Annotated in this window: 15 protein-coding genes and 2 pseudogenes; 9 read left to right on the top strand and 8 right to left on the bottom strand. The window is 72.9% G+C overall.

Going from position 1 to position 20,085, the window contains the following annotated elements; translation table 11 throughout:
* Positions 1-3: 3 nt before the first annotated feature.
* Complete coding sequence (locus tag AC6EXY_RS06215) at positions 4-849, bottom strand: cysteine hydrolase family protein (protein ID WP_243407798.1); 846 nt, start codon at positions 847-849, stop codon at positions 4-6.
* Between the two features lie 215 nt (positions 850-1,064).
* Here AC6EXY_RS06215 and AC6EXY_RS06210 point away from each other — a divergent pair, with 215 nt between their 5' ends.
* Both AC6EXY_RS06210 and AC6EXY_RS06205 read left to right on the top strand, forming a co-directional pair.
* A complete protein-coding gene (locus tag AC6EXY_RS06210; RefSeq protein ID WP_101833254.1) occupies positions 1,065-2,237 on the top strand; it encodes an acetamidase/formamidase family protein in 1,173 nt (390 codons plus the stop codon).
* A 169-nt stretch (positions 2,238-2,406) separates the two neighbouring features.
* Entirely contained in the window at positions 2,407-3,273 is an 867-nt protein-coding gene (locus AC6EXY_RS06205) for a helix-turn-helix domain-containing protein (protein WP_499817720.1), read from the top strand.
* Here AC6EXY_RS06205 and AC6EXY_RS06200 read toward each other — a convergent pair.
* Positions 3,227-4,903 (bottom strand): long-chain-fatty-acid--CoA ligase, encoded by a 1,677-nt coding sequence (locus AC6EXY_RS06200; RefSeq protein ID WP_499817700.1) that lies wholly within the window; start codon positions 4,901-4,903, stop codon positions 3,227-3,229. The two genes, AC6EXY_RS06205 and AC6EXY_RS06200, sit on opposite strands and share 47 nt — an antisense overlap.
* A 26-nt stretch (positions 4,904-4,929) precedes the next feature.
* Entirely contained in the window at positions 4,930-5,235 is a 306-nt protein-coding gene (locus AC6EXY_RS06195; RefSeq protein WP_499817701.1) for an AfsR/SARP family transcriptional regulator, read from the bottom strand.
* 136 nt (positions 5,236-5,371) lie between these two features.
* On the opposite strand from AC6EXY_RS06195, the gene AC6EXY_RS06190 reads away from it, so the two are divergent.
* The 7 genes and pseudogenes from AC6EXY_RS06190 (at position 5,372) to AC6EXY_RS06160 (ending at position 13,732) form a co-directional block, all read left to right on the top strand.
* Positions 5,372-5,575: a hypothetical protein gene (locus AC6EXY_RS06190; protein ID WP_165818518.1), complete on the top strand. Its 204-nt coding sequence runs from the start codon at positions 5,372-5,374 to the stop codon at positions 5,573-5,575.
* A pseudogene (locus AC6EXY_RS06185) lies at positions 5,572-6,614 on the top strand (agmatine deiminase family protein). The gene AC6EXY_RS06190 and the pseudogene AC6EXY_RS06185 overlap by 4 nt, the downstream one beginning before the upstream one ends.
* A gap of 43 nt (positions 6,615-6,657) precedes the next feature.
* Positions 6,658-7,445, top strand: a pseudogene (locus AC6EXY_RS06180) (type III PLP-dependent enzyme domain-containing protein).
* Positions 7,364-7,798: a type III PLP-dependent enzyme domain-containing protein gene (locus AC6EXY_RS06175; protein ID WP_243407799.1), complete on the top strand. Its 435-nt coding sequence runs from the start codon at positions 7,364-7,366 to the stop codon at positions 7,796-7,798. The pseudogene AC6EXY_RS06180 and the gene AC6EXY_RS06175 overlap by 82 nt, the downstream one beginning before the upstream one ends.
* 191 nt (positions 7,799-7,989) lie before the next feature.
* Positions 7,990-8,817 carry an SAM-dependent methyltransferase gene (locus tag AC6EXY_RS06170; RefSeq protein WP_243407803.1) on the top strand — a complete coding sequence of 276 codons (828 nt, stop codon included), beginning with the start codon at positions 7,990-7,992 and terminating at the stop codon, positions 8,815-8,817.
* Between the two features lie 211 nt (positions 8,818-9,028).
* Positions 9,029-9,934: an alpha/beta fold hydrolase gene (locus tag AC6EXY_RS06165; RefSeq protein ID WP_101833234.1), complete on the top strand. Its 906-nt coding sequence runs from the start codon at positions 9,029-9,031 to the stop codon at positions 9,932-9,934.
* Positions 9,935-10,483: 549 nt separating this feature from the next.
* Positions 10,484-13,732 carry an ADP-ribosylglycohydrolase family protein gene (locus tag AC6EXY_RS06160; RefSeq protein ID WP_499817702.1) on the top strand — a complete coding sequence of 1,083 codons (3,249 nt, stop codon included), beginning with the start codon at positions 10,484-10,486 and terminating at the stop codon, positions 13,730-13,732.
* Positions 13,733-13,787: 55 nt separating this feature from the next.
* Here the strand turns inward: AC6EXY_RS06160 and AC6EXY_RS06155 are convergent, their stop codons facing one another.
* From AC6EXY_RS06155 to AC6EXY_RS06135, 5 genes are all read right to left on the bottom strand, one after another.
* Complete coding sequence (locus AC6EXY_RS06155) at positions 13,788-15,101, bottom strand: LLM class flavin-dependent oxidoreductase (protein ID WP_101833235.1); 1,314 nt, start codon at positions 15,099-15,101, stop codon at positions 13,788-13,790.
* Positions 15,098-15,982, bottom strand: coding sequence for an ABC transporter ATP-binding protein (locus tag AC6EXY_RS06150; RefSeq protein ID WP_101833236.1), 885 nt, complete (start codon positions 15,980-15,982; stop codon positions 15,098-15,100). The genes AC6EXY_RS06155 and AC6EXY_RS06150 overlap by 4 nt, the downstream gene beginning before the upstream one ends.
* Positions 15,979-16,932, bottom strand: a complete 954-nt coding sequence (locus tag AC6EXY_RS06145; protein ID WP_499817703.1) for an ABC transporter permease — start codon at positions 16,930-16,932, stop codon at positions 15,979-15,981. Before AC6EXY_RS06145 ends, AC6EXY_RS06150 begins: the two co-directional genes overlap by 4 nt.
* 158 nt (positions 16,933-17,090) lie before the next feature.
* Positions 17,091-18,194, bottom strand: coding sequence for an ABC transporter substrate-binding protein (locus AC6EXY_RS06140; protein ID WP_499817704.1), 1,104 nt, complete (start codon positions 18,192-18,194; stop codon positions 17,091-17,093).
* A 193-nt stretch (positions 18,195-18,387) separates the two neighbouring features.
* Complete coding sequence (locus tag AC6EXY_RS06135) at positions 18,388-20,013, bottom strand: rhodanese-like domain-containing protein (protein ID WP_499817705.1); 1,626 nt, start codon at positions 20,011-20,013, stop codon at positions 18,388-18,390.
* Positions 20,014-20,085 lie beyond the last annotated feature (72 nt).

The raw sequence follows: 20,085 nt of genomic DNA, 5'->3' as shown, positions 1-20,085 counted from the left end.
GCGTCAGCTCCCCGCGATGGTCGTGGCCGCGGCCGGTAGTGCCATGCCGGCATGGGCGCCGTCCAGGGCCGTCGCGTCAACCGCGGGCGGGTCGAGGGCGGCGACCAGCGACGTCGACAGGGCGACGAAGCCGAAGCACTGGGCGACGTTGAAGACAGCCGCGTCGTGGCAGAACGGCGGGGAGGTCGTCGCCGCGCAGTCCTCGAGCAGGATGACGTCGTAGCCGAGGCAGGCCGCGTCGGTGAGGGTCGCGAGCACGCACTGGTCGGAGTTCACCCCGGCGAACAGCAGCGTCGTCACGGCGAGGTTGCGCAGCACCGAGTCGAGCGGGGTGTCGAAGAAGCCGCTCATCCGGTACTTGTCGACGTGGAGGTCGCCCGGCTCCGGCGCGAGCTCGTCGACGATCGCCGCCGACCAGCTGCCGGCCTGCAGCGTCGGGCTGCCGCCGGGACGCGCCGGCGCGCCGAGGCCGCCGCTCTCGCCGTCGGGGTCGTAGACGTGCCGCACGCCCGGCGGCACGTTCGCCAGGTCCGGCCGGTTGCCCCAGTTCAGCCAGATGACCGGCGCACCGGCCGCGCGCAGCAGGGGCAGGACGCGGCGCAGCGGCTCGATCGGCCGGCGGGCGGGCGTGATGTCGACGTCGATCGAGGCGAGCCAGCCGTCGGGATGGCAGAAGTCGTTCTGCATGTCGACGACGATCACCGCGGTGCGGGTGAGGTCGAGGGTGAGCCGCTGCGGACGCGCGTCGACCGTGACCGGCCGCGGCACGACGGGCTCGCGGCGCAGATCCACCCGACCGGCCGACACCCCCCACGAGTTCCTGGACGCCCCGATCCGGATGTTGGCCACGCCAACACTCTCCAGCCAGCGCTTTTCCCGCGCATTGCCTGGCCGTTGCGCCTCGATGCCGACCCGGGACCACGCCGTCGGCGCGGGCCGCGTCGACCTGCACATCCGCTGGCCGTACACGACCACCGACGGTGCCTGTCATCCCACGCTCCTGCGTGGCTGATCCGGTCTGGCGGTAACACCGGCGTCATCGGGGTGTGGCAGGGTCCCTCGCCGTGAAACTGCTGCACAGCGGGGTTGACGTGGCCACCGACGCGCCGTACTTGCCGGCGCGGGCGGACGAGGTCGCCTGGGGGTTGCTGCCGAACGCGGCCAGCCGGCCCGTCCTGCGGGTGCCGTCCGGCGGGGCCGTACGGTTCGACACGATCAGTCACGAGGGGCTGCTCGTCGACCAGGGCAGCGATCCGCGGGCGTTCTTCGGCGCCGTGGGGATCGCTCCCGACCAGATCCTCGACGACGCGCTCGCCCTCGTGGACGGCGGACGCCGCCACCAGCCGGACACCGCCGGCCCGCACGTCGTCACCGGGCCGGTGGCCGTCAGCGGGGCGCGCCCCGGCGACGTGCTCGAGGTCGAGGTGCTGGAGCTCGACCGCCGCGCCCCCTACGGCGTGATCAGCAACCGGCACGGCCGCGGCGCGCTGCCCGGTGAGATGCCGATCGCCCAGCGGAACCTGCCCTTCGGCGCGACGGTGCCGCCGGTGTGCCTGGTCGCGCACGCCGAGGGCGACGCCGGGGTGCTGCCCGTCGGGGACGGTCGGGCGATCCGCTTCCCGCTGCGCCCGTTCCTCGGGATCATGGGCGTGGCGGCGGCCACCGACCATCCGGTGCACTCGGTGCCGCCCGGGCGCCACGGCGGGAACCTGGACATCCGCCACCTCGGGGTCGGAGCCCGTCTCTACCTGCCGGTGCAGGTTCCGGACGCGTTGTTCTACGTCGGCGACCCGCATTTCGCCCAGGGCGACGGCGAGGTGGCGCTGACCGCGTTCGAGGCGCCGCTGCGGGCGCTGCTGCGGCTGACCGTGCACGCCGACGACGCGGTGAGCCGCACCGCCCGCGCGCTGTCCGCGCCCTGGGCGGGCACGGACGCGCTGCACATCGTCGCCGGTCTCGACCCGGATCTCGGCGAGGCGATGCGGGAGGCGACCCGCAACGCGGTGGCGTTCCTGCGCGAGCGGTACGCCCTGCCCGCGCCGGTGGCCCTCGCCTACCTGTCCGCGGCCGGGGACTTCGCCGTCAGCCAGGTTGTCGACCAGGTCATGGGCGTGCACTGCTGCATCCGCAGGGCCGACCTGCACGGCGTCGACCCCACGCCGCCGCCCTTCGACGACGGGTTCCCGCCCGGCGATCCGCTCATCGTGACGACGGACGCCGTCCTCACGCACGGGTGATCTCGTCGGCGGGCGATCGTTGGTAAGAGGGTCGCGGCGGCGGCGCAGCGGATACCCTCGGTACCTGAGTCGTGTCGTGGGTGGCGCGGGGCGAGCGCGGCCAGTCGGCACGCTCCCGCCTCCCGCGGGCGCGGCGGCGGCGCGAGCGCGGAGGGTGGTCCCGGTGACAATGGCGGGGCGGGTGGAGGTTCCGTTGCTGCGCCGGCTGGTCGGGCAGGCGCTGCGCCGCCGGCGGCTGGCCCAGGGGCGCACGCTACGTGATGTCGCGGATGCCGCACGGGTGTCGATGCCCTACCTGTCCGAGATCGAGCGGGGTCTCAAGGAGGCGTCCTCGGAGGTCCTCGCGGCGATCTGCCGGGCTTTGCACGTGCGCCTGGCCGACCTGCTGGACGAGGTCCGCCAGGAACTGGCCCGGATCGAGCCGGAGATCGTCCCCGCCGGGGTGCCCGTGGCTCCCCCGGCCCGCGGGGCCGCAGGCACGGGTGTGGCGGGCCGGACGGCCGCCGGCGCCTCGTTCGCTGCCGACGACGGGGTGGTCCCGCCACGGGCCGCCGCCGGTTTCCTCGGCGAGCCCCGGCGCCGCACCGCCGCCGTGGTTGGTGAGTCCGGCCTCCAGGCCGCTCCCACCGGCGCGCTGGTCATCAGCCCGCTCGTGGGGCCGCACGCCGGCGGCGCCGTGACGGGCGGTGTGTGGCTCGGAGGCGCGACCGCCGGCGGCCCGATGACGGCCGGTCCGCGGACCGTCGGCAGCGTGCGTGTGCTCGAGGCGCCGGCGGACCTCGGCCGCTGCGCGCGTTACCAGGCGGTGCTCGGCATCGGCCGTGTGGTCGTTCCCGCCGGGCCGCGAAGCCCCGGCACGCGAGCCGTCGGCACGTGGGTCGACGGCACGTGGGTCGACGGCACGTGGCCGGGCATGGCCGGGTCGGCCGCCGGGCGGACCAGGGCCCTCGGGCGGCGGCGGGGCCGCGCGAGCTGGCGGCCCGGGGACCTCAGCCGCCGGGCGGCGCGGACGGCGGCGTCACCAGCGCGCGTTTGAGGACCTTGCCGGCGGCGGTCATCGGCAGCTGGTCGCGGAACTCGACGAGCCGCGGGTACTTGTGGCCGGCCATCGTCCGCCGGCACCACGCCACGATGTCCTCCTCGGTCTCGGTCGCGCCCGGGCGGCGCACGACGAACGCCTTGACCTCCTGGCCGTGGCTCTCGTGCGGCACCCCGACGACAGCTGCCAGGCTGATCCCCGGATGGGTCAGCAGCACCTCCTCGACCTCCCGCGGATACACGTTGAAACCGCCCCTGATGATCATCTCCTTGATGCGGTCGACGAGGTAGAGATAGCCCTCGGCGTCGAGTCGTCCGATGTCGCCGGTGTGGAACCAGCCGCGGGCGTCGATCGCCTCCGCCGTGCCCGCGGGATCGTCGAGGTAGGAACGCATCACGTTGTGCCCGCGGATCAGGATCTCCCCCGGCTCCCCGTCGCCCGCCGGCGTGCCGTCCTCGCGGACGATCCGCACCTCCACCCCCCACACGGGCAGTCCCACCGAGCCGATCCGCCGCGGCCGGTCGAGGCGGTTGAACGTGCTCACCGGGCTGGTCTCGGACAGCCCGTACCCCTCCACGATCGCGACGCCGAACCGATGCTCGACGTCGCGGAGCAGCTCGGCGGGCATCGGCGCGCCGCCGCAGACGCTGATCCGCAGGTTTCCCGCGATGCGGGCCATGTCCTGATCCTCCGCGGAGGACACCTGGCGCAGCAGCGCCCAGTACATCGTCGGGACGCCGGCGAAGAAGGTGATGGCGGCGCGTTCCATCGTGGCCAGTGCCGCCTCGGGCTCGAACCGGGGCAGCAGGTGCAGCGTCGCCCCGCTGAGCAGTCCCGCGTTGAGATGGACGGTCTGACCGAAGGAGTGGAACAGCGGCAGGCAGACCAGATGCGCGTCGTGCGCCGCCGCCTGGAACACGCGGGTGCACACCTGCGCGTTGAGGACCATGTTGCTGTGGGTGAGCTGCGCCCCCTTGGGGCGCCCCGTGGTGCCGCTGGTGTAAAGCACGACGGCGATGTCGTCCTCGCGGGTCACGACGGTCTCGAACGCGGGGTCGGCGGAGGCCTCGCGGACGAACGCGGCTAGCGTCGGCCAGCCGGCCCGGCCCGGATCGCCGATCGCCGCCGGGCCGCCGCTCGGGCCGGCGGCGCCACCGGCCGCATCGCCGCCGGGACCACCGGCGTCCGCCCCGGCCAGGTCGCGGAGGGGATCGCCGGTGATCAGGACGAACAGCTCACAGCCGGGCACCGCGGTGAAGGCCGCGAACCCGGACTCGCCCAGCGGCGACGCGCCGGTGCCCTCGAAGCAGAACAGTGCCCGCGCGGCCGAGTTCTCCAGGTGGTAGACGATCTCGGCGCGGGTGAGCAGCACGCTGAGCGGCACGATGGTCGCCCCGGCCTTGAGGATGCCGTAGTAGACGATCGGGAAGTCGGGCAGGTTGGGGCAGGCGAGGGCCACCCGGTCGCCCGGACCGATGCCGAGGGCGGCGAGGGCGGCGGCGACCCGGCTGGCGGCCGCGTTGAGCCGCGCGTAGGTCAGCCGCCGCCCGCCCAGCACGACGGCGTCGCGGTCCGGCAGGTCGCGGGCGGTGGACTCGAGCACGACGGCGAGGTTGAGCACACGCACCCCCTCCGCTGGCCCGGCCGATCGGGTCAGCGCAGCGACAGGGACAACGACGGAGCGTGGTTAAGGATGTTCTGAAGGCGCTCCCGTAGCAAGGCCGACGGTTCCAGGCCCAGCTCGCGGTCCAGGCGCTCCCGGACGCCGTAGTAGACCTCGACGGCCTCGGCCTGCCGGCCGCAGCGGTAGAGGGCCAGCATCAGCAGGTCGATGATCCTCTCCCGCCAGGGATGCGCCGAGCTCATCCGCCGCAGGACCCCGACCACATGGGCGGGATCCCCGTACTCGACGTCGAACCCCAGGCTGTCCTCGAGGGCGCCGAGATACTCCTCCTCCATCTGGAGGATGCGCCGACCACCTTGGCCTGGGTCTGACGACCCAGGTCGCGACCGACCCGTTCTTCGACCCGAATGGGTCCCGGGCGCTCTACAGCGCCTGTTCCCTACCAAGGAGGAGTTCGTCAGCGAGGACGGCGTGGCCATCGCCTTCACCAACCTCCACCGCACCTTCTTCGGCGAACGCGCGGAGATCGCCCTCGACGGCGAGCCCGCGCACACCTCCTGCGTCGCGTTCGGGCTCGAACGCTGGCTGCACGTGCTCGGCGGGCGCTTCGCCGGCGACTGGGACGCGGCGCACGCCGCCGTCACCTCCTTCGACTCGCCCGGCAGCGCACCATGACCGGCGGGTTCGTGATGCCCGCCGAGTGGGAGCCGCACGAGGCGTGCCTGCTGGCCTGGCCAACGCGGGCGGCACCGTGGGGTGGCGAGGACGTCCTCGCCGACGTCGAGCGTGAGTACGCGGCGATCGTGCGTGCCGTCGCCCGCTTCGAGCCGGTGACGCTCGTTGTCCCACCCGGGTCGGCCGCCCGGGTGCGCGCCGCCTGTGAGGTGCCGGTGGACGTCCACGAGATCCCGATGGACGACTCGTGGCTGCGAGCCTGCGGCCCGATCGTCGTACACGGGCCCGACGGGCGGGTGGGCGTCGACTTCCGCTTCAACTCCTTCGGCGAGCGCTTCCACCCCTACGACCAGGACGACCTCGTCGCGCGTCGGCTCCTGCCGGCGCTGGGTCTGCCCCGCCGGGCTTCCACGATGGTGTTGGAGGGCGGCGCGATCAGCGTCGACGGCCAGGGCACGCTGCTCGCCACCGAGCAGTGTGTGTTGGCCGCCAACCGCAACCCGCGGCTGGACCGGCACGACGTGGAGGCCGAGCTGCGCGCGCTGCTCGGCGTGACCACGGTGGTGTGGCTGCCCTACGGCCACCTCGCCGGGGAGACCGACGGGCACATCGACCACGTCTGCCAGTTCACCGGACCGGCACGGGTCGTCGTCGAGGCCGCCGTGGCCGGTCGTCCGGACCATCCGCGGCTGCGGGCCAACCGGGCGGTGCTGGAGGCGTCGACCGACGCCGCCGGACGGCTGTTCGAGATCCACGAGCTGCCGCCACAGCAGCGCATCCACCTGCACGGACGGGACGCCGTCGTCAACTACGTGAATTCTACATCGCGGGCGGCGGGGTGATCCTGCCGCTGGCGGGCACGGCCGCCGACGACGACGCCCTGGCCGCCGCCGCCCGCGCGTATCCCGACCACGAGATCGTCGGCGTGCCAGCGCGGGCGCTCGCCCTGGGCGACGGCGGCGTGCACTGCATCACCCGGCAGCTGCCCGCGGCCCGTTCGACCGCCAGGCCCCCGGCGCCCGGCCGCGGGCCCCACTGACTGCGCCGTACCCGACCGACCGCCCGCCACCCGGAGGTCAACCGTGCCCACCGCGCGCCTACGGCACTTCGTCGCCACGCAGCAGGAGACGCCGTACGCCGTCCTCGACGTCGATCACGCCCTGACCGCCCACGACCGGCTGGTGTCCTGCCTGGACGCGGCGGTGCAATTCTCCCTCAAGGCCCAGCCCGACCCGACGTTGCTCGCCGCGCCGGTGCGGCGCGGCGCCGGCCTCGACGTCGCCTCCCCCCGGGAGATCGACCTGGCGCTGGCCGCCGGCTGCCCGCCCACGCTGATCTCCCACGGCAATCCGGTGCGCGATCCCGCCGAGATCCGCCATGCGTGGGACCGGGGGGTGCGGACCTTCGCGGTGGACAGCGCGGCCGAGGTGCGCCGCCTGGCACGCGACGCGCCCGGTGCCACGGTCGTGCTGCGGCTCGCCCATGGCGGGGCGGGCAGCGACTGGCCGATGTCGGGCCGGTTCGGCGTCGGCCCCGGGCAGGCCGTCCCCCTCGCGCTCGACGCGGCGGCCGCGGACTCACCATCGCCGGCCTGACCTGGCACGTCGGCAGCCAGCAGCGTGACCCGCGGCAGTGGGACGTGGCGCTCGCGGCCGCGGCGAAGGTGTGGACGGGCATGTGTGAGGCGGGACTCGCGGTGTCGGTGCTCAACCTCGGCGGCGGGCTGCCGGGTTCCTACCGCGAACCCGCCCCGCGGTCGAGGCCTACGGGCGCGTCATCGGTCAGGCGGTGCGGCGTCACTTCGGCGCCACTGATCTCCCGCACCTGGTCATCGAGCCCGGACGCGGCCTCGTCGCCGACGCCGGCGTGACCGTCAGCCGGGTCAGGGCGGTGCTGCCTCGCGAGGACGGCGTGACCTACGTCGTGCTCGACGCGGGAATCTGGAACGCCGGTCTCGTCGAGACCCTCGGCGGCATCGAGTACCGGGTGACCGCGCCCGATCATCCCCCGGACGCCCCGACCCGGCCGGTCACCCTCTGCGGGCCGACCTGCGACAGTCTCGACCGTCTCATCGCCCGCGAGCCCTACCGCCTGCCCCGCGCCCTGACCGACGGGGACCGGATGGCGATCTGGTCCACCGGCGCCTACGCCACCACCCTCGCCTCCGTCGACTTCAACGGCCTGCCCGCGCTCGCGCTGCACACCCTCGCGCCCGCAGGCTGAGCCACCCACCCAGCCCAGGAATGCCGCCCACCGCCTACAGCCATCCGCCCTTGCCTGCGCAGCGCCATCACCTAGATGCACCACGCACCGAAGAAGATACCTTTAACGCGATCCGGACGATTGGTGCACGGATGCCGACGGGCGAGGGGGTTCGCGTGGGCGCGAGGAACGACCGGTGGCCTGCCGGGAACATGGCCTGGACCCGGCAGACACGCCGGCGCGAGCCGGTCGACCTCAGAACCGACCAGGCGCACACCGCCCGGATGTACGACTACCTGCTGGGCGGCAAGGACAACTTCCCCGCCGACCGGGAGGCCGCCGAGCAGGCCATCGCCGGCGCGCCGTACCTGCGGACCACCGCGCGGGAGAACCGGGCGTTCATGCACCGCGCGGTCCGCCACCTGGCCGAGCAGCAGGGGATCCGCCAGTTCCTCGACATCGGCACCGGCATCCCCACCAGCCCGAACCTGCACGAGGTCGCGCAGGCCGCCGCCCCCGACGCCCGCGTCGTCTACACCGACAACGACCCGATCGTGCTCACCCACGCCCGCGCGCTGCTCGGCGGCAGCGCGGCGGGCCGCACCGCCTACCTCGAGGCGGACCTGGGCGACGTCGACACGATCCTCGACTCCGCCGAGCTGCGCGACACCCTGGACCTTTCCCGCCCCGTCGCCGTGTCCGTCATCGCGATCCTGCACTTCCTGCCAGACCCGGACGCCGCGTACGACATCGTCCGCCGGCTCGTCGCTCCCCTGCCCGCCGGCAGCTGCCTCACCATCAGCCACGCCACCGCCGACTTCGACCCGACCATGGAGGAGCAGGCCGCCCGCAGCTACCGCGCCCGCGGCATCCCCGTACGGCTGCGCAGCCGCGACGAGATCGCACCGTTCTTCGCGGGCTTCGACCTCGTCGCCCCTGGCATCCAGTCGGTGCACCGCTGGCGTCCGGACGACAACGCGAGCGCCGCCATCCCCGACGGTCAGGTCAACGTCTACGGCGCCGTCGGCAGCAAGCGCTGACGCCGTAGACCGCCCTCGGCATCCTGGCCTCGGCGATCCCGACGAGACTCTCCCGGCGACGGCGCCGTCAGGGATGGTTGCCGTCGGCCGACGGAGCGCGTCGCTCCCCCGCGCTGGTCGGCGCGCCCGCACGGTAGCCGGATCCCCGGCTACCCGCTGGTCCCCTGTTACCGTGCCGCGGGGTTCGTTCAGGCGAAGAAGGTGGTCGGACGTGGCCGAAGAGATCGCCCGCGGTGTGGGACCGGATCGGATCGACATCGCCTACGAGCGTCTCGGTGACCTGGCGGCGCCGCCGGTGGTGCTGATGATGGGCGGCGGCGCCCAGATGATCAACTGGCCTGACGAGTTCTGCGCCATGCTGGTCGACAGCGGGATGCAGGTCGTCCGGTTCGACAACCGGGACGTCGGGCGGTCCACGCACCTCACCGACGCCCCCGCGCCGGACCTGCCGGCGGCGCTCGCCGGCGACTGCTCGTCGGCGTCGTACACGCTGTCGGACATGGCGGCGGACACGGTCGGCCTGCTGGGCGCGCTCGGCATCGACGCCGCCCATCTGGTCGGCGCCTCGCTCGGCGGCATGGTCGCCCAGACGGTGGCGCTCGAGTATCGCCTCCGAGTGCGCTCGCTCACGTCGATGATGTCGACGACCGGGGACCGCGCGGTGGGCCAGCCGGACCCGGCGGTCATCGGCGCTCTCGGCACGCCGCCCACGGACCGCTCCGGCTTCGTCGCGTGGCAGGTGCGAGCGATGCGGGCCGTCGCCTCCCCGGGTTTCCCGTTCGAGGAGGAGGCGGTCGCCGAGCGGGCCGGGCGTGCCTACGACCGAGGCCATGACCCGGTCGGCATCCTGCGTCAGTCCGTCGCGGTGCTCGCCTCCGGGGACCGCACCGTCCCGCTGCGGGGGTTGCGGACACCCAGCCTGGTGATCCACGGCGCCGCGGACGTGATGTGCGACGTGAGCGGCGGCCGCGCGACAGCCGATGCCATCCCGCGCTCCGAGCTGGCGGTCTTCGACGGGATGGGCCACAGCCTCCCCCGGGCCCTGTGGCCCGCGTTCACCGAGCGCATCACCGCGCTCGTCCGCCGCGCCGAACCCATCGCCACCGCCATGGCCTGACCCCGCGGGGCCGCGCCAGCCAACCGGTTGTGCCGCCGGGACGCGCTGGGGCTCACCACCACCATCCCGTCGACGACCTCAATGCCGGCGCACGCGGCCATCACCACCGCCGGCAGGCCGTGGCCGTCCAGCAGCAGGAAGCCGGTCTCGCGACACGCCCGGTCGACCACCGTCGCGATCGACCGGCGCATGGCGGGCTCGCCGGACCACCAGCCGGCCAGATCGACCGACGCGTCGTGCACGGACGCGGCCCGCCGGCCGAACCCGCCGGGCACCCCCGCCGCCCCCGCCCTCGCCGCCGTCCTGAGCGGACAGGCCAGCCTCCACCTACGGTCGGCGCGGCGGCCACGAGCCCCACCAGCAGCCATTCGCCGGGCCCCACCTTCAGCGCCGCCGATTGGAGGCCGCCCATCAGGGATTTCCCTGATGACGGTCCTCCGTCCATCCGGGACCCGAGCGGGCGATCTTCACCCAGGCGGGTAGGCTTCTGCGCGCAAACACACACGTGCGTGCACGCCGGTGACGCGTCTCCGGGGGCGGAGTGGATTCTTGAAGGCGAACGAAACCACGCTGGGCAAGCTTCTCCAGGGCCAGTGCCAGTATCTCGTCCCGCTCTATCAACGGCCTTACAGCTGGGAGCGCCCGAACCTCCGACAGCTGTGGGCCGACATCACGGGCGTCGCCGCCGCCGGCCCCACGGCGAACCACTTCCTGGGGTCGCTGTTCCTGGCTCCGAGCCCGTCCATGACCCCGGCCGGAGTTGCCGTCTGGCTGGTCGTGGACGGCCAGCAGCGCCTCACCACCCTCAGCATTCTTCTCAGCGCGCTTCGGGATCACGCCCGCGAGAACGACAACAATTCCCTGCTCGCCGAGAAGATCGACGACCTGTACCTGCTCAACAAGTACGCGTCGGGAAGTGAACGCTACAAGCTGCTGCCGACACGGACCGACCGAGCGGCCTGGACGGCGATCGTGGAGCGGTCCCCCGACGCGGGCGGGAAGGCCGGCGTCGGCGATGCGTACCGATACTTCCGCAAGGAGCTCTCCGCCCTCTCGGACGCGGACGAGCCGATGCTCAGCGCCGATCGCATCGAGCAGGCCGTCGTCGGCCAGCTGGCGGTGGTGGAGATCGCGGCTCATCCCGACGACGACGTGTACCGGATCTTCGAATCGCTCAATCACACCGGCCGCCGCCTCACCCAGGCGGACCTGCTGCGCAACTACCTGTTCATGCGGCTTCCCACCCGCGCGGACCTGGTCTACGACTGGCGCTGGTTCCCTCTGCAGGATCTGCTCGGCGACAAGCTCGAGGATCTCGTCTGGCTTGATCTCGTCCTGCGCGGCGACGACCGTGCCACGAAGGAGGCCGTGTATCAGTCGCAGCGCCAGTTCCTCGAGACCCTGCCGGACGAGGACGCGATCGAAGGGTGGATCGCCGAGCTACATGAAAAGGCACTGCTGTTCAGCCGGATCCTCGACCCAGCCCTGGAACCGGACCCGGGCCTGCGGCGCGCACTGGACCGGCTGCACCGTTGGGGTGCCGACGTCGTGCGCCCGATCGCCCTGCACATCCTGATCGCCCACGCCGCCCACCAGGTCGACGCGGCCCAGGCGGCGGACGCGCTGCGGGTGGTGGAAAGCTACCTGGTCCGCCGGATGCTGGTGGGCATCGCGAGCGCCAACAGCAACCGGATACTCATGTCGCTCGTCAAGGAGCTGGGAGGCCGTTCACCCACCGCGGCCGCCATCACCAGGGCCCTGTCCGGCCCGCGCAAGAAGTTCCCCGACGACCGGCACGTCCGGGAGGCCGTCCTGGTCAATCCCTTCTACTGGACCGGCCGGGGCGGCCAGCGCACCTTCGTCCTGCGCTGCCTGGAGGAGGACTTCGAGCACCTCGAGCCCGTCGACTGGGACGGTCGGGCGAAGCTCACCATCGAGCACGTTCTCCCCCAGTCCCTGGCCAAACAGGGCTGGAAGGAGACGATGGAAGCCGGCCTGCGCGAGGGCGAGTCCCGCGACGAACTGCATCGTGCCCTCGTCCACACCCTCGGCAATCTCACCCTCACCGCCTACAACCAGAAACTCTCCGACCACGAGTTCGGCGCGAAGAAACAGATGCTGGCGGACAGCGGGCTTGCCATGAACAGGGAGATCGCAGGCCAGACCCGCTGGGGACGGGAGGAGATCCAGGGTCGGGGACGTGGCCTCGCCGAACGCATCATCCGCATCTGGCCGGGCCCGGACGACTCCGTCTCCCCACCCCCGCCGGACCAGCGCTGGACCTTGCTGACCAGGGTTCTTGCCTCGATCCCGGCGGGCCGCTGGACGAGCTACTCCGATGTCGCCGAGGTCATCGGTTCGCATGCGGTCGCCGTCGGCGGGAAACTCGCCTCGGATCGGATCCCGAACGCACATCGGGTGCTGCTCCTCACCGGCGCGATCTCGCCCGACTTCCGGTGGCCCGATCCCGACCGCACGGACAGCCCGAGGGACGTCCTGACCGCGGAAGGCGTCATCTTCAGCGGCTCGGGGAAGGCCCTCGCCCGCCAACGCATGACGGCCGCCGAACTCGCCGCCGCCGCCGACCTGGAGGCGCCGGAGGGCGAGGGGGACGCCATCTCCGTCGGTCAGGACGACGCGGGTCCGCGCGACGCGTGGCCCCGGGCGCGGCTCCAGTCGTCCGACGGCACTTCGGGCCACCGGGCATCGGGAGGCTCGGTCACCCTCGCCTACGCGGAGCGGGTCCGCGGCTGCCTGGTGGGTGGGGCGCTGGGCGACGCTCTCGGTGCCGCCGTCGAGTTCCTGTCGTTGGACAGGATCCGCGAGGTCCACGGGTCGGCCGGGGTCACCGGTCTCACCGCCGCCTATGGGGTGCACGCGCCCCTCACCGATGACACGCAGATGACGATGTTCACCGTCGACGGCCTGATCCGCGCGTCCGTGCGGAGCCGGTCGAAGGGTCTGGTGCATCCGCCATCGGTGCTCTGGCACGCGTATCGGCGCTGGTTGACCAGCCAGCAACAGCCGGCGCCGCCCGCCGACGCACAGGGGTGGCTGGCCGCACAGCCGATCCTGTACACGCGGCGCGCGCCGGGCTCCGCCTGCCTGTCCGGGCTGGACCGTGCACAGATGGGAACCCTGGACGCACCGTCGAACCCGGACAGCAAGGGATGCGGCGCCGTCATGCGGTCGGCACCGTTCGGCCTGCTGCGCCGGGCGCCGGAGGCATCCTGGGACCTCGCGGTGGAGTGCGCGGTCCTCACCCACGGGCACCCCACCGGCTACCTCGCGGCAGGCGCGCTCGCCTGGATCATCGCCATGCTCGTCGACGGCGCGTCCCTCACCGAGGCGGCGGAGTCGTCCCTGGTCCGCGTCTCGGCGCGTCCTGACGGCAGGGAGCTCGCCGCCGCGCTGCAGGCCGCGCTGGGCGCGGCGGAGGGAGGCGCGCCCTCGGCGGAGCAGGTGGAACGGCTCGGTGCCGGATGGGTGGCGGAGGAGGCGCTGGCCATCGCGCTGTACTGCGCGCTGGCCGCCCAGCACGATCCCGCTGCGGCGCTGCTTGCCTCGGTCAACCATTCCGGGGACAGCGACTCCACCGGCGCGATCTGCGGCAACCTGGTCGGCGCCGCCCTCGGCGAGGCGGCGTTGCCGGCCGGCTGGATCGCACAGCTCGAGGGCCACGCCCTTGTGGCGCAGCTGGCGGCGGACCTGGTGACGGAGATCGAACACCCCGGCTCCGTCTCGGACGACTTCGGGGCCGCGTCGGCGGACTGGTTCGCCCGCTATCCCGGCGTGTAGCCGGCACCTGCCAGTGCCACGTCCGGGGGCGGGACTGCCGGGCGAGGACGGCGGCCTACCTGCGTGGCGGCCGGGGCAGGCCGAGATGGTCGCGCAGGGTGCGGCCGGTGTAGGCGGAGCGGAACAGGCCGCGGCGGCGCAGTTCGGGGATCACGTGCTCGACGAAGGTCTCCAGACCGGACGGGAAGACGTCGAAGTTGAGGTTGAACCCGTCGGCCGCGCGGCTGTGGAACCAGTGCTCGATGCTGTCGACGACCTGCTCCGGGGAGCCGACGACCTGCCGGTGGCCCCCACCGTTGCTGAGCAGGAGCTCGCGCACGGTGTACCCGCGTTCGCGGGCGAGGTTCACGGTCGCCTCCAGGAAGCCTCGCGATCCGGTGAACTGGCCCGCGTCGCCGAGCAGGTCGTAGGGAAGCTCCCGGTCGAGGGGCAGGTCCGCGGGATCCAGGCCGAGCTGCGCGGCGAGCCGGGGCAGTTCGAGGTCGAAGGGGAACAGCTCGTCGAGCGCGTCCTTGCGGGCCCATGCCTCCGCCTCGGTGGACCCGACGACGGGAAACAGCCCGGGCAGGACGACGAGATGACCGGGGTCGCGGCCGAAGGCCCGCGCCCGGTTCTTCATGTCCGCGTAGAACGCCTGGGCGGCGCCATGGGTGGTCTGGGCGGTGAAGACGACCTCGGCGACGCGGGCCGCGAACCGCTTGCCGACCTCGGACGACCCGGCCTGCACCAGCACCGGACGACCCTGTGGGGAGCGCGGCACGTTCAGCGGGCCGCGCACGGCGAAGTGCTCGCCCCGGTGGTGGATCGGGCGCACACCGGCCGGGTCCATGAACGCCACGGCGTCCCGCTTCCCGGTGATCGCGTCGTCGTCCCAGCTGTCCCAGAGCCCGGTGAGGACGTCGACGAACTCCTCCGCCCGGGCGTAGCGGGCGTCGTGGTCGGGGACCACGTCGAGGCCGAAGTTCGCGGCCGCCCGCGGCGAGTAGGAGGTGACGACGTTGAGCGCGGCGCGGCCTCGGCTGAGGTGGTCGAGGGACGCGAACCGGCGGGCGAGGTTGAACGGGTCGTTGAAGGTGGTCGACGCCGTGCCGATGAGGCCGACGTGCTCGGTCTCCCGGGCGAGCGCGGCGAGCAGGACGGTGGGTTCCAGCGCCTGCCATGGCTTTTCGGCCGGTTCGGAGAGCAGCGCGACCCCGTCCGAGAGGAAGACGGCGTCGAAGGTGCCACGCTCGGCCAGGCGGGCGATGGTCGAGAAGTAGTCGATGTCGAGGAACCACCGGGGGTCGTCCTGGAACCGCCAGGCGCCCGGGTGCTTGCCCGCGTCGAGGATGTTGACGTTGAGATGCAGCTCGCGCTCGTACGCGGTCATCGCCGTTCGGTCTCCTTCGGTACGACCGTCCTCGGCACGACCGTCCTCGGCACGACCGTCGACGCGGACCGCGCCCGCACCGGGAGCGGTGCGGCCCGCGGCGGCTGGGTCTGGTCGGCGACCGCTGGCTCGGCCTCGGGATCGGTGCTGACTCCGATCTCGGCGAGCAGGGTGCGGCGCAGAGCCTCGAACGCCGGTCCGCCGCGGGTGCGGGGGCGGGGCAGGTCGACCACCGCGTCGAGGCTCTTGTGGCCCGAGCGCAGCACGGCGACCCGGTCGGCGAGCAGGATCGCCTCGTCGATGTCGTGCGTGACCAGCAGCACAGACGGGTTGTGCCGGGCGCAGAGCTGGGCGACCAGGGCATGCATGCGGATCCGGGTCAGCGCGTCGAGGGCGGCGAACGGCTCGTCGAGCAGGAGCAGTCGGGGCTCCCGGATCAGCGCGCGGGCGAGCGCCACCCGCTGGGCCTCGCCGCCGGACAACGTGCGGGGCCAGTCGTCGGCGTGGCTGGCCAGGCCCACCTCGGCGAGCGCGGCCTCGGCGGCGGCCCGCGAGGCGAGGGCGCGCGACCGGCCGAGGACGACGTTCTTCCACACCTGCATGGACGGGACGAGCCGCGGCTCCTGGAACACCACCGAGCGGGCCGAGGGGACCCGAACGATGCCGTGGTCGACGGTCTCCAGCTCGCAGAGGATCTTCAGCAGGGTGCTCTTGCCGCTGCCGGACGCGCCAAGCAGCGCGACGAACTCGCCGGGGGCGATGTCCAGGTCGAAGTCGACGAGGACGTCCTTGGCACCGAACGACTTCGCCGCCCCCCGGATGTGGACGGCCCCGCTGTCGACCGGCTTCATTCCGACCGGGGCGACCGTGCGCGTGCTCATCTGCCCACCACCGTCGCTCGCCAGGGCAGCAGCGTCCGTTCCAACAGCCGGACGAACAGGTCGATGAACAGTCCGAGCACCGTGTAGACGAACAGCAGGGCGAGGATGAGGTCGTTGCGGAACGCCTCCTGGGCGTTCGCGACAAGGTAGCCGAGGCCGGAGTCGGCGTTGATCTGCTCGGCCGCGATGAGGGCGAGGATCGACACGCCCATCGAGAACCGCAGCCCGACCAGGATTCCCGGCATCGCGTTGGGGATGATGAGCCGCCGGGTCAGGGCGAGGCCGCGCAGCCCGAAGACCCGGGCCGCCTCGATCAGCTTCGGATCGATGGCCCGGACCGCCGCGTAGGTGTTGAGGTAGATCGGGAAGACGCAGGCGAAGGCGATCAGCGCGATCTTCGCGGTCTCGCCGATCCCGAACCACACGACGATGAGCGGCGTGACGGCCAGGAACGGGACCATCCGGACCATCTGCATCGAGGAGTCGAGCAGTTCCTCGCCCAGCCGGCTCAGGCCGGTCGTCAGCCCGAAGACCAGCCCTACGGCGAGGCCGAACGCGAGGCCCACCCCGGCGCGGCGCAGGGAGATGGACAGCGCGTCCTGCAGCTGATGGGTGGAGATCAGGTGGCCGAAGGCGTCGACGACGGTCGGCGGCGAGTCGAGGATCTTCGCCGGGATGAGCCCGGTCGCGGATCCGGCCGCCCATGCCGCCAGGACGAGGAGGGGCACCAGCACGCGCAGCGCGCGGCGCAGGACACGCGGGCGCACGCGGGTCCGCGGGCGTCCCGGCGGCGGCGCCACCCGGCTCAGGTCCCGGACGCCGGACGCCGGATCCTCGGACGCCGGATCCTCGGACGCCGGGACATCCGACGCCGGAATCTCGGGCGTCGAGACCTCCGACGCCACGGCCTCGGACGCCGGGACATCGGAGGAGAGCGTCGGAGACGGCACGCCCGCCCCGGGGAGCGGGCGCGCCAGCGGTGATGGTGAGTTCACCGCGACGGATTTGGAAGACATTGCCTACCTCGACGTGAGATCCGGGAACGGAGAGAAGAGAAGAAGCGCCGGCGACGCCCGCGGGCGGTGGGCGGGCCGCCGCCGGCGGGCAGTCAGCTGGTCGCCCGAGGAATCCCGTTGACCGCGTTCCCGGCGGAGATGACCGAATTGAACGACTGGTCGTACTGGGCGCTCACATCGACCTTGCTCTTGATGACGCCCCCCTCCACGAGGAGGTCCGCCAGCGCCTGTTCCTTCGCGATGATGTCCGGAGTCGTCGGGACAAGGTAGCTGCCGGCGTACTTCGCCTCCTCCAGCGAGTACTTCGCCGGCACGTTGCTCACCGACTCCGACTGCTTCGCGACCGCCGGCAGGTTCTTGGCGTACCAGGCGTAGAACTTCGTCAGCCGGGTGAGGACGTCGGCGAACGCCGCGCGCTTCGCCGGATCCTTCAGCGCCTTCGTGCTGGCGACGAACGCGTTCAGCCCGGGCAGGCCGATGTCGTTCTGCGTGGCGATGACCCGGGCCTTGCCCTCGGCGAGGAAGGGCACCGCCACCCCGGCCGAGGTGCTCAGCACATCGGTGGCTCCCGCGGCGAAGGTACTGCCCTGGGTGGCCGCCTGGATGACGATCGGCTTCACGTCGGCGGGAGTGAGGCCGGCCTTTTTCAGGTCGAGCAGGTACTGCGCCTGGATGTTGCCGCCGTTGTTGTAGGCGAACCGCTTGCCCCTGAGGTCGTCGAGGCTGGTGATGCCCGACGACGTTGTCGCGATCGTCTGGTAGAGCGGGTGGGTGGTGGCGAGCACGCCGATGGTCTTCGCGGGGGCGTTGTCCGCCGTCCAGGGTGTGGAGCTGTTCGCGTTGGCCAGGGTGACCGAGACGTCACCGAAGTTCGCGCCGGCGTCGATCGCGCCGGCGAGCAGCGCGGTCATCATCGGAGCCGGCCCGGCGAACGTCGACCAGGAGACCTTGTACGGCGTGTCGTCGAAGACGCCCGACAGCTTGATCTGGGCGGCCTCGCTGGCGGTGATCTGGCCGAGTTTGAGGGTCACCTTGCTCAGGTCGGGTGCCGCGGTCGCGGATCCACCGGATCCGGAGGAGTGTGATCCTCCCGAACTGGAGCAGGCCGCGAGAGTGAGAACGAGAGCGACGACGGCGGCGACGGCGGTGACGGCGCCACGTCTGCGGCGGGTGAGCATTCGGATGGAGCCCTGCACGGTCTTTTCCTCCGATGGGCGAAAATGCTGGGTGGAGATGTCTGCTGGTGCGCGGAGGCCGGGGCAGGGCCGACGGGGGCGGTCCGGGTGGCGGCGGTCGCGGTGGGCTGCTGGCCTGTCGTGCGGCTGCTGGCCTGTCGTGCGGCTGCGCCGCGGGCGAGCGGGTTCGTCCGGCGGGGATCGGCGGCGGGGGCTACCGGAAGCGCCGGAAGGGGACGGTGTCGTCCTGGCGCAGTTCGGCGACAAGGCCCAGCTCCCAGGCCAGGTAACGGCGAAATCCCTCCTTCTGGCGCTCGGGGTCGGTCTCGCGCCAGCCGTGCGGGACCGCGTCGTCGGCTGGGTGCAGGAGGCGCTCCTCCCCCGTGGCGAGCGCAAGCCCGGCGTCGACCCAGGCCGCGGTTCCCCCGGCCAGGGCGGTGACCGGCCGGTCGGTGGCCGCCGTGAGGTCGCGCACGGCGAGTCGGGCGAGCACCCCGTCGGGGGAGGTCAGCGTGATGGCTCCGGCGCCGGGCAGGTCCGCCGCGCTGTCGGCCAGCCGGGCGCGAATCGCGAAGACCGCGCCGGGGATGTGCCCCGCGCCGTAGTCGGGGCTCGGCGCCAGGTCGACGACGACGGGAGGCGTGGCCGAGGCGAGGGCGTCTCGCAGCGCGAGCGGATCGGTGGACGGGACGTCGGTCAGACCGAGGACGGTCGGCACGTCGGGACCGGTCGCGCGCTCCCCGCCGGCCTCGGCGATGCTCGTCACGAACACCTCGCCCCACCCGAGCTGCTCCAGCCACGACGCGGTCACCGTCGCCCGCACCAGGTCGGGATCGTCGAGCAGCACGATCCGCGCATGGTGGGTGCCGGCGAACCGGAAGATCCACGGGGCGACCTCCCAGCTCGGCGCCGACCGCGACCCGGGCAGGTGTCCCGCGGTGAACTCCTCGGGAGTGCGGACGTCGAGCAGGTACAGCGAGCGCCGCTCGCGCTCCTCGCGGAACTGGCGGAGCGTCGCCCCGTCGATCGCGCGGACCCCGAAGCGCTCGGCGACCCCCCGGGCGCGGGCGCGGGCCCTGTCGAGGGCCGCCGGCGACGGCGGCGGGGCGGCGGAGACCGTGCCGTGCTCGAGGGTGTGGCCCTCGAGGATCCAGGACTGGGTGCCGCCCGCCAGGGCGACCACCCGGTTCGGCAGACCGGCGTTGATCAGGGTCTGCGCGCCGAGGATGCTGCGGGTGCGCCCGGCGCAGTTCACGACGACCAGCGTGTCCGGTGAGGAGACGACCTCGTCCGCCCGGTAGACGAGCTCGGCGCCGGGGATGGAGGTGCCGCCGGGCAGGCTGTGAACGACGAACTCCTCGGTCGGCCGGCTGTCGAGGATGACCACGTCCTCGCCGCGGGCCTGGGCGGCGCGCAGCTCGGCGACGGTGACGTGCGGGGTCCCGTGGACGTCCTCGACGAACTCACCGAAGGACTGGCCGACCACGTGGGTGCCGCCGAGGTGCACCTTGTGGCCGGCGTCCGCCCAGGCGCGCAGGCCGCCGTCGAGGGTGCGGACGTCGGTGTACCCGAGTTCGGTGAGGCGGCGGGCGGCGCGCGCGGCCAGGGTCTCCCCCTCCTCGCCGCCGTCGTACACGACGACCGGCGTCGACCGCCGGGGGACGAGCGCGTCGATCCGCGTCTCGAGAACGCTGCGCGGCACCGACACCCCGAGCAGGATCGACCCACGCTCCGCGGTGACGCGCGCCTCCCGCACATCGATCAGCGCGTACTCCGCCTGGCCGCCGACCAGGGCGTGCAACTCGGGGGCGGTGACGGTCGCGACGGCCGGGTCGGCCATGTCCAGGCTCCTCAGGGCGAACGAAGGGTCACGAAGGAAAGGGGAAACAGGGGCGGGGAAAAGGCGGCGGAT

The sequence above is a fragment of the Frankia sp. RB5 genome (assembly GCF_059816245.1).
This window is presented reverse-complemented; position numbering and strand designations above follow the sequence as displayed.

Bases quoted from the DNA above. Each gene is read 5' to 3' on its own strand.
- AC6EXY_RS06205 (WP_499817720.1), top strand. From the start codon at position 2,407: ATGGCGGGGCGGGTGGAGGTTCCGTTGCTGCGCCGGCTGGTCGGGCAG.
- AC6EXY_RS06195 (WP_499817701.1), bottom strand. From the start codon at position 5,235: ATGGAGGAGGAGTATCTCGGCGCCCTCGAGGACAGCCTGGGGTTCGAC.
- AC6EXY_RS06170 (WP_243407803.1), top strand. From the start codon at position 7,990: ATGGCCTGGACCCGGCAGACACGCCGGCGCGAGCCGGTCGACCTCAGA.
- AC6EXY_RS06155 (WP_101833235.1), bottom strand. From the start codon at position 15,101: ATGACCGCGTACGAGCGCGAGCTGCATCTCAACGTCAACATCCTCGAC.
- AC6EXY_RS06150 (WP_101833236.1), bottom strand. From the start codon at position 15,982: ATGAGCACGCGCACGGTCGCCCCGGTCGGAATGAAGCCGGTCGACAGC.
- AC6EXY_RS06135 (WP_499817705.1), bottom strand. From the start codon at position 20,013: ATGGCCGACCCGGCCGTCGCGACCGTCACCGCCCCCGAGTTGCACGCC.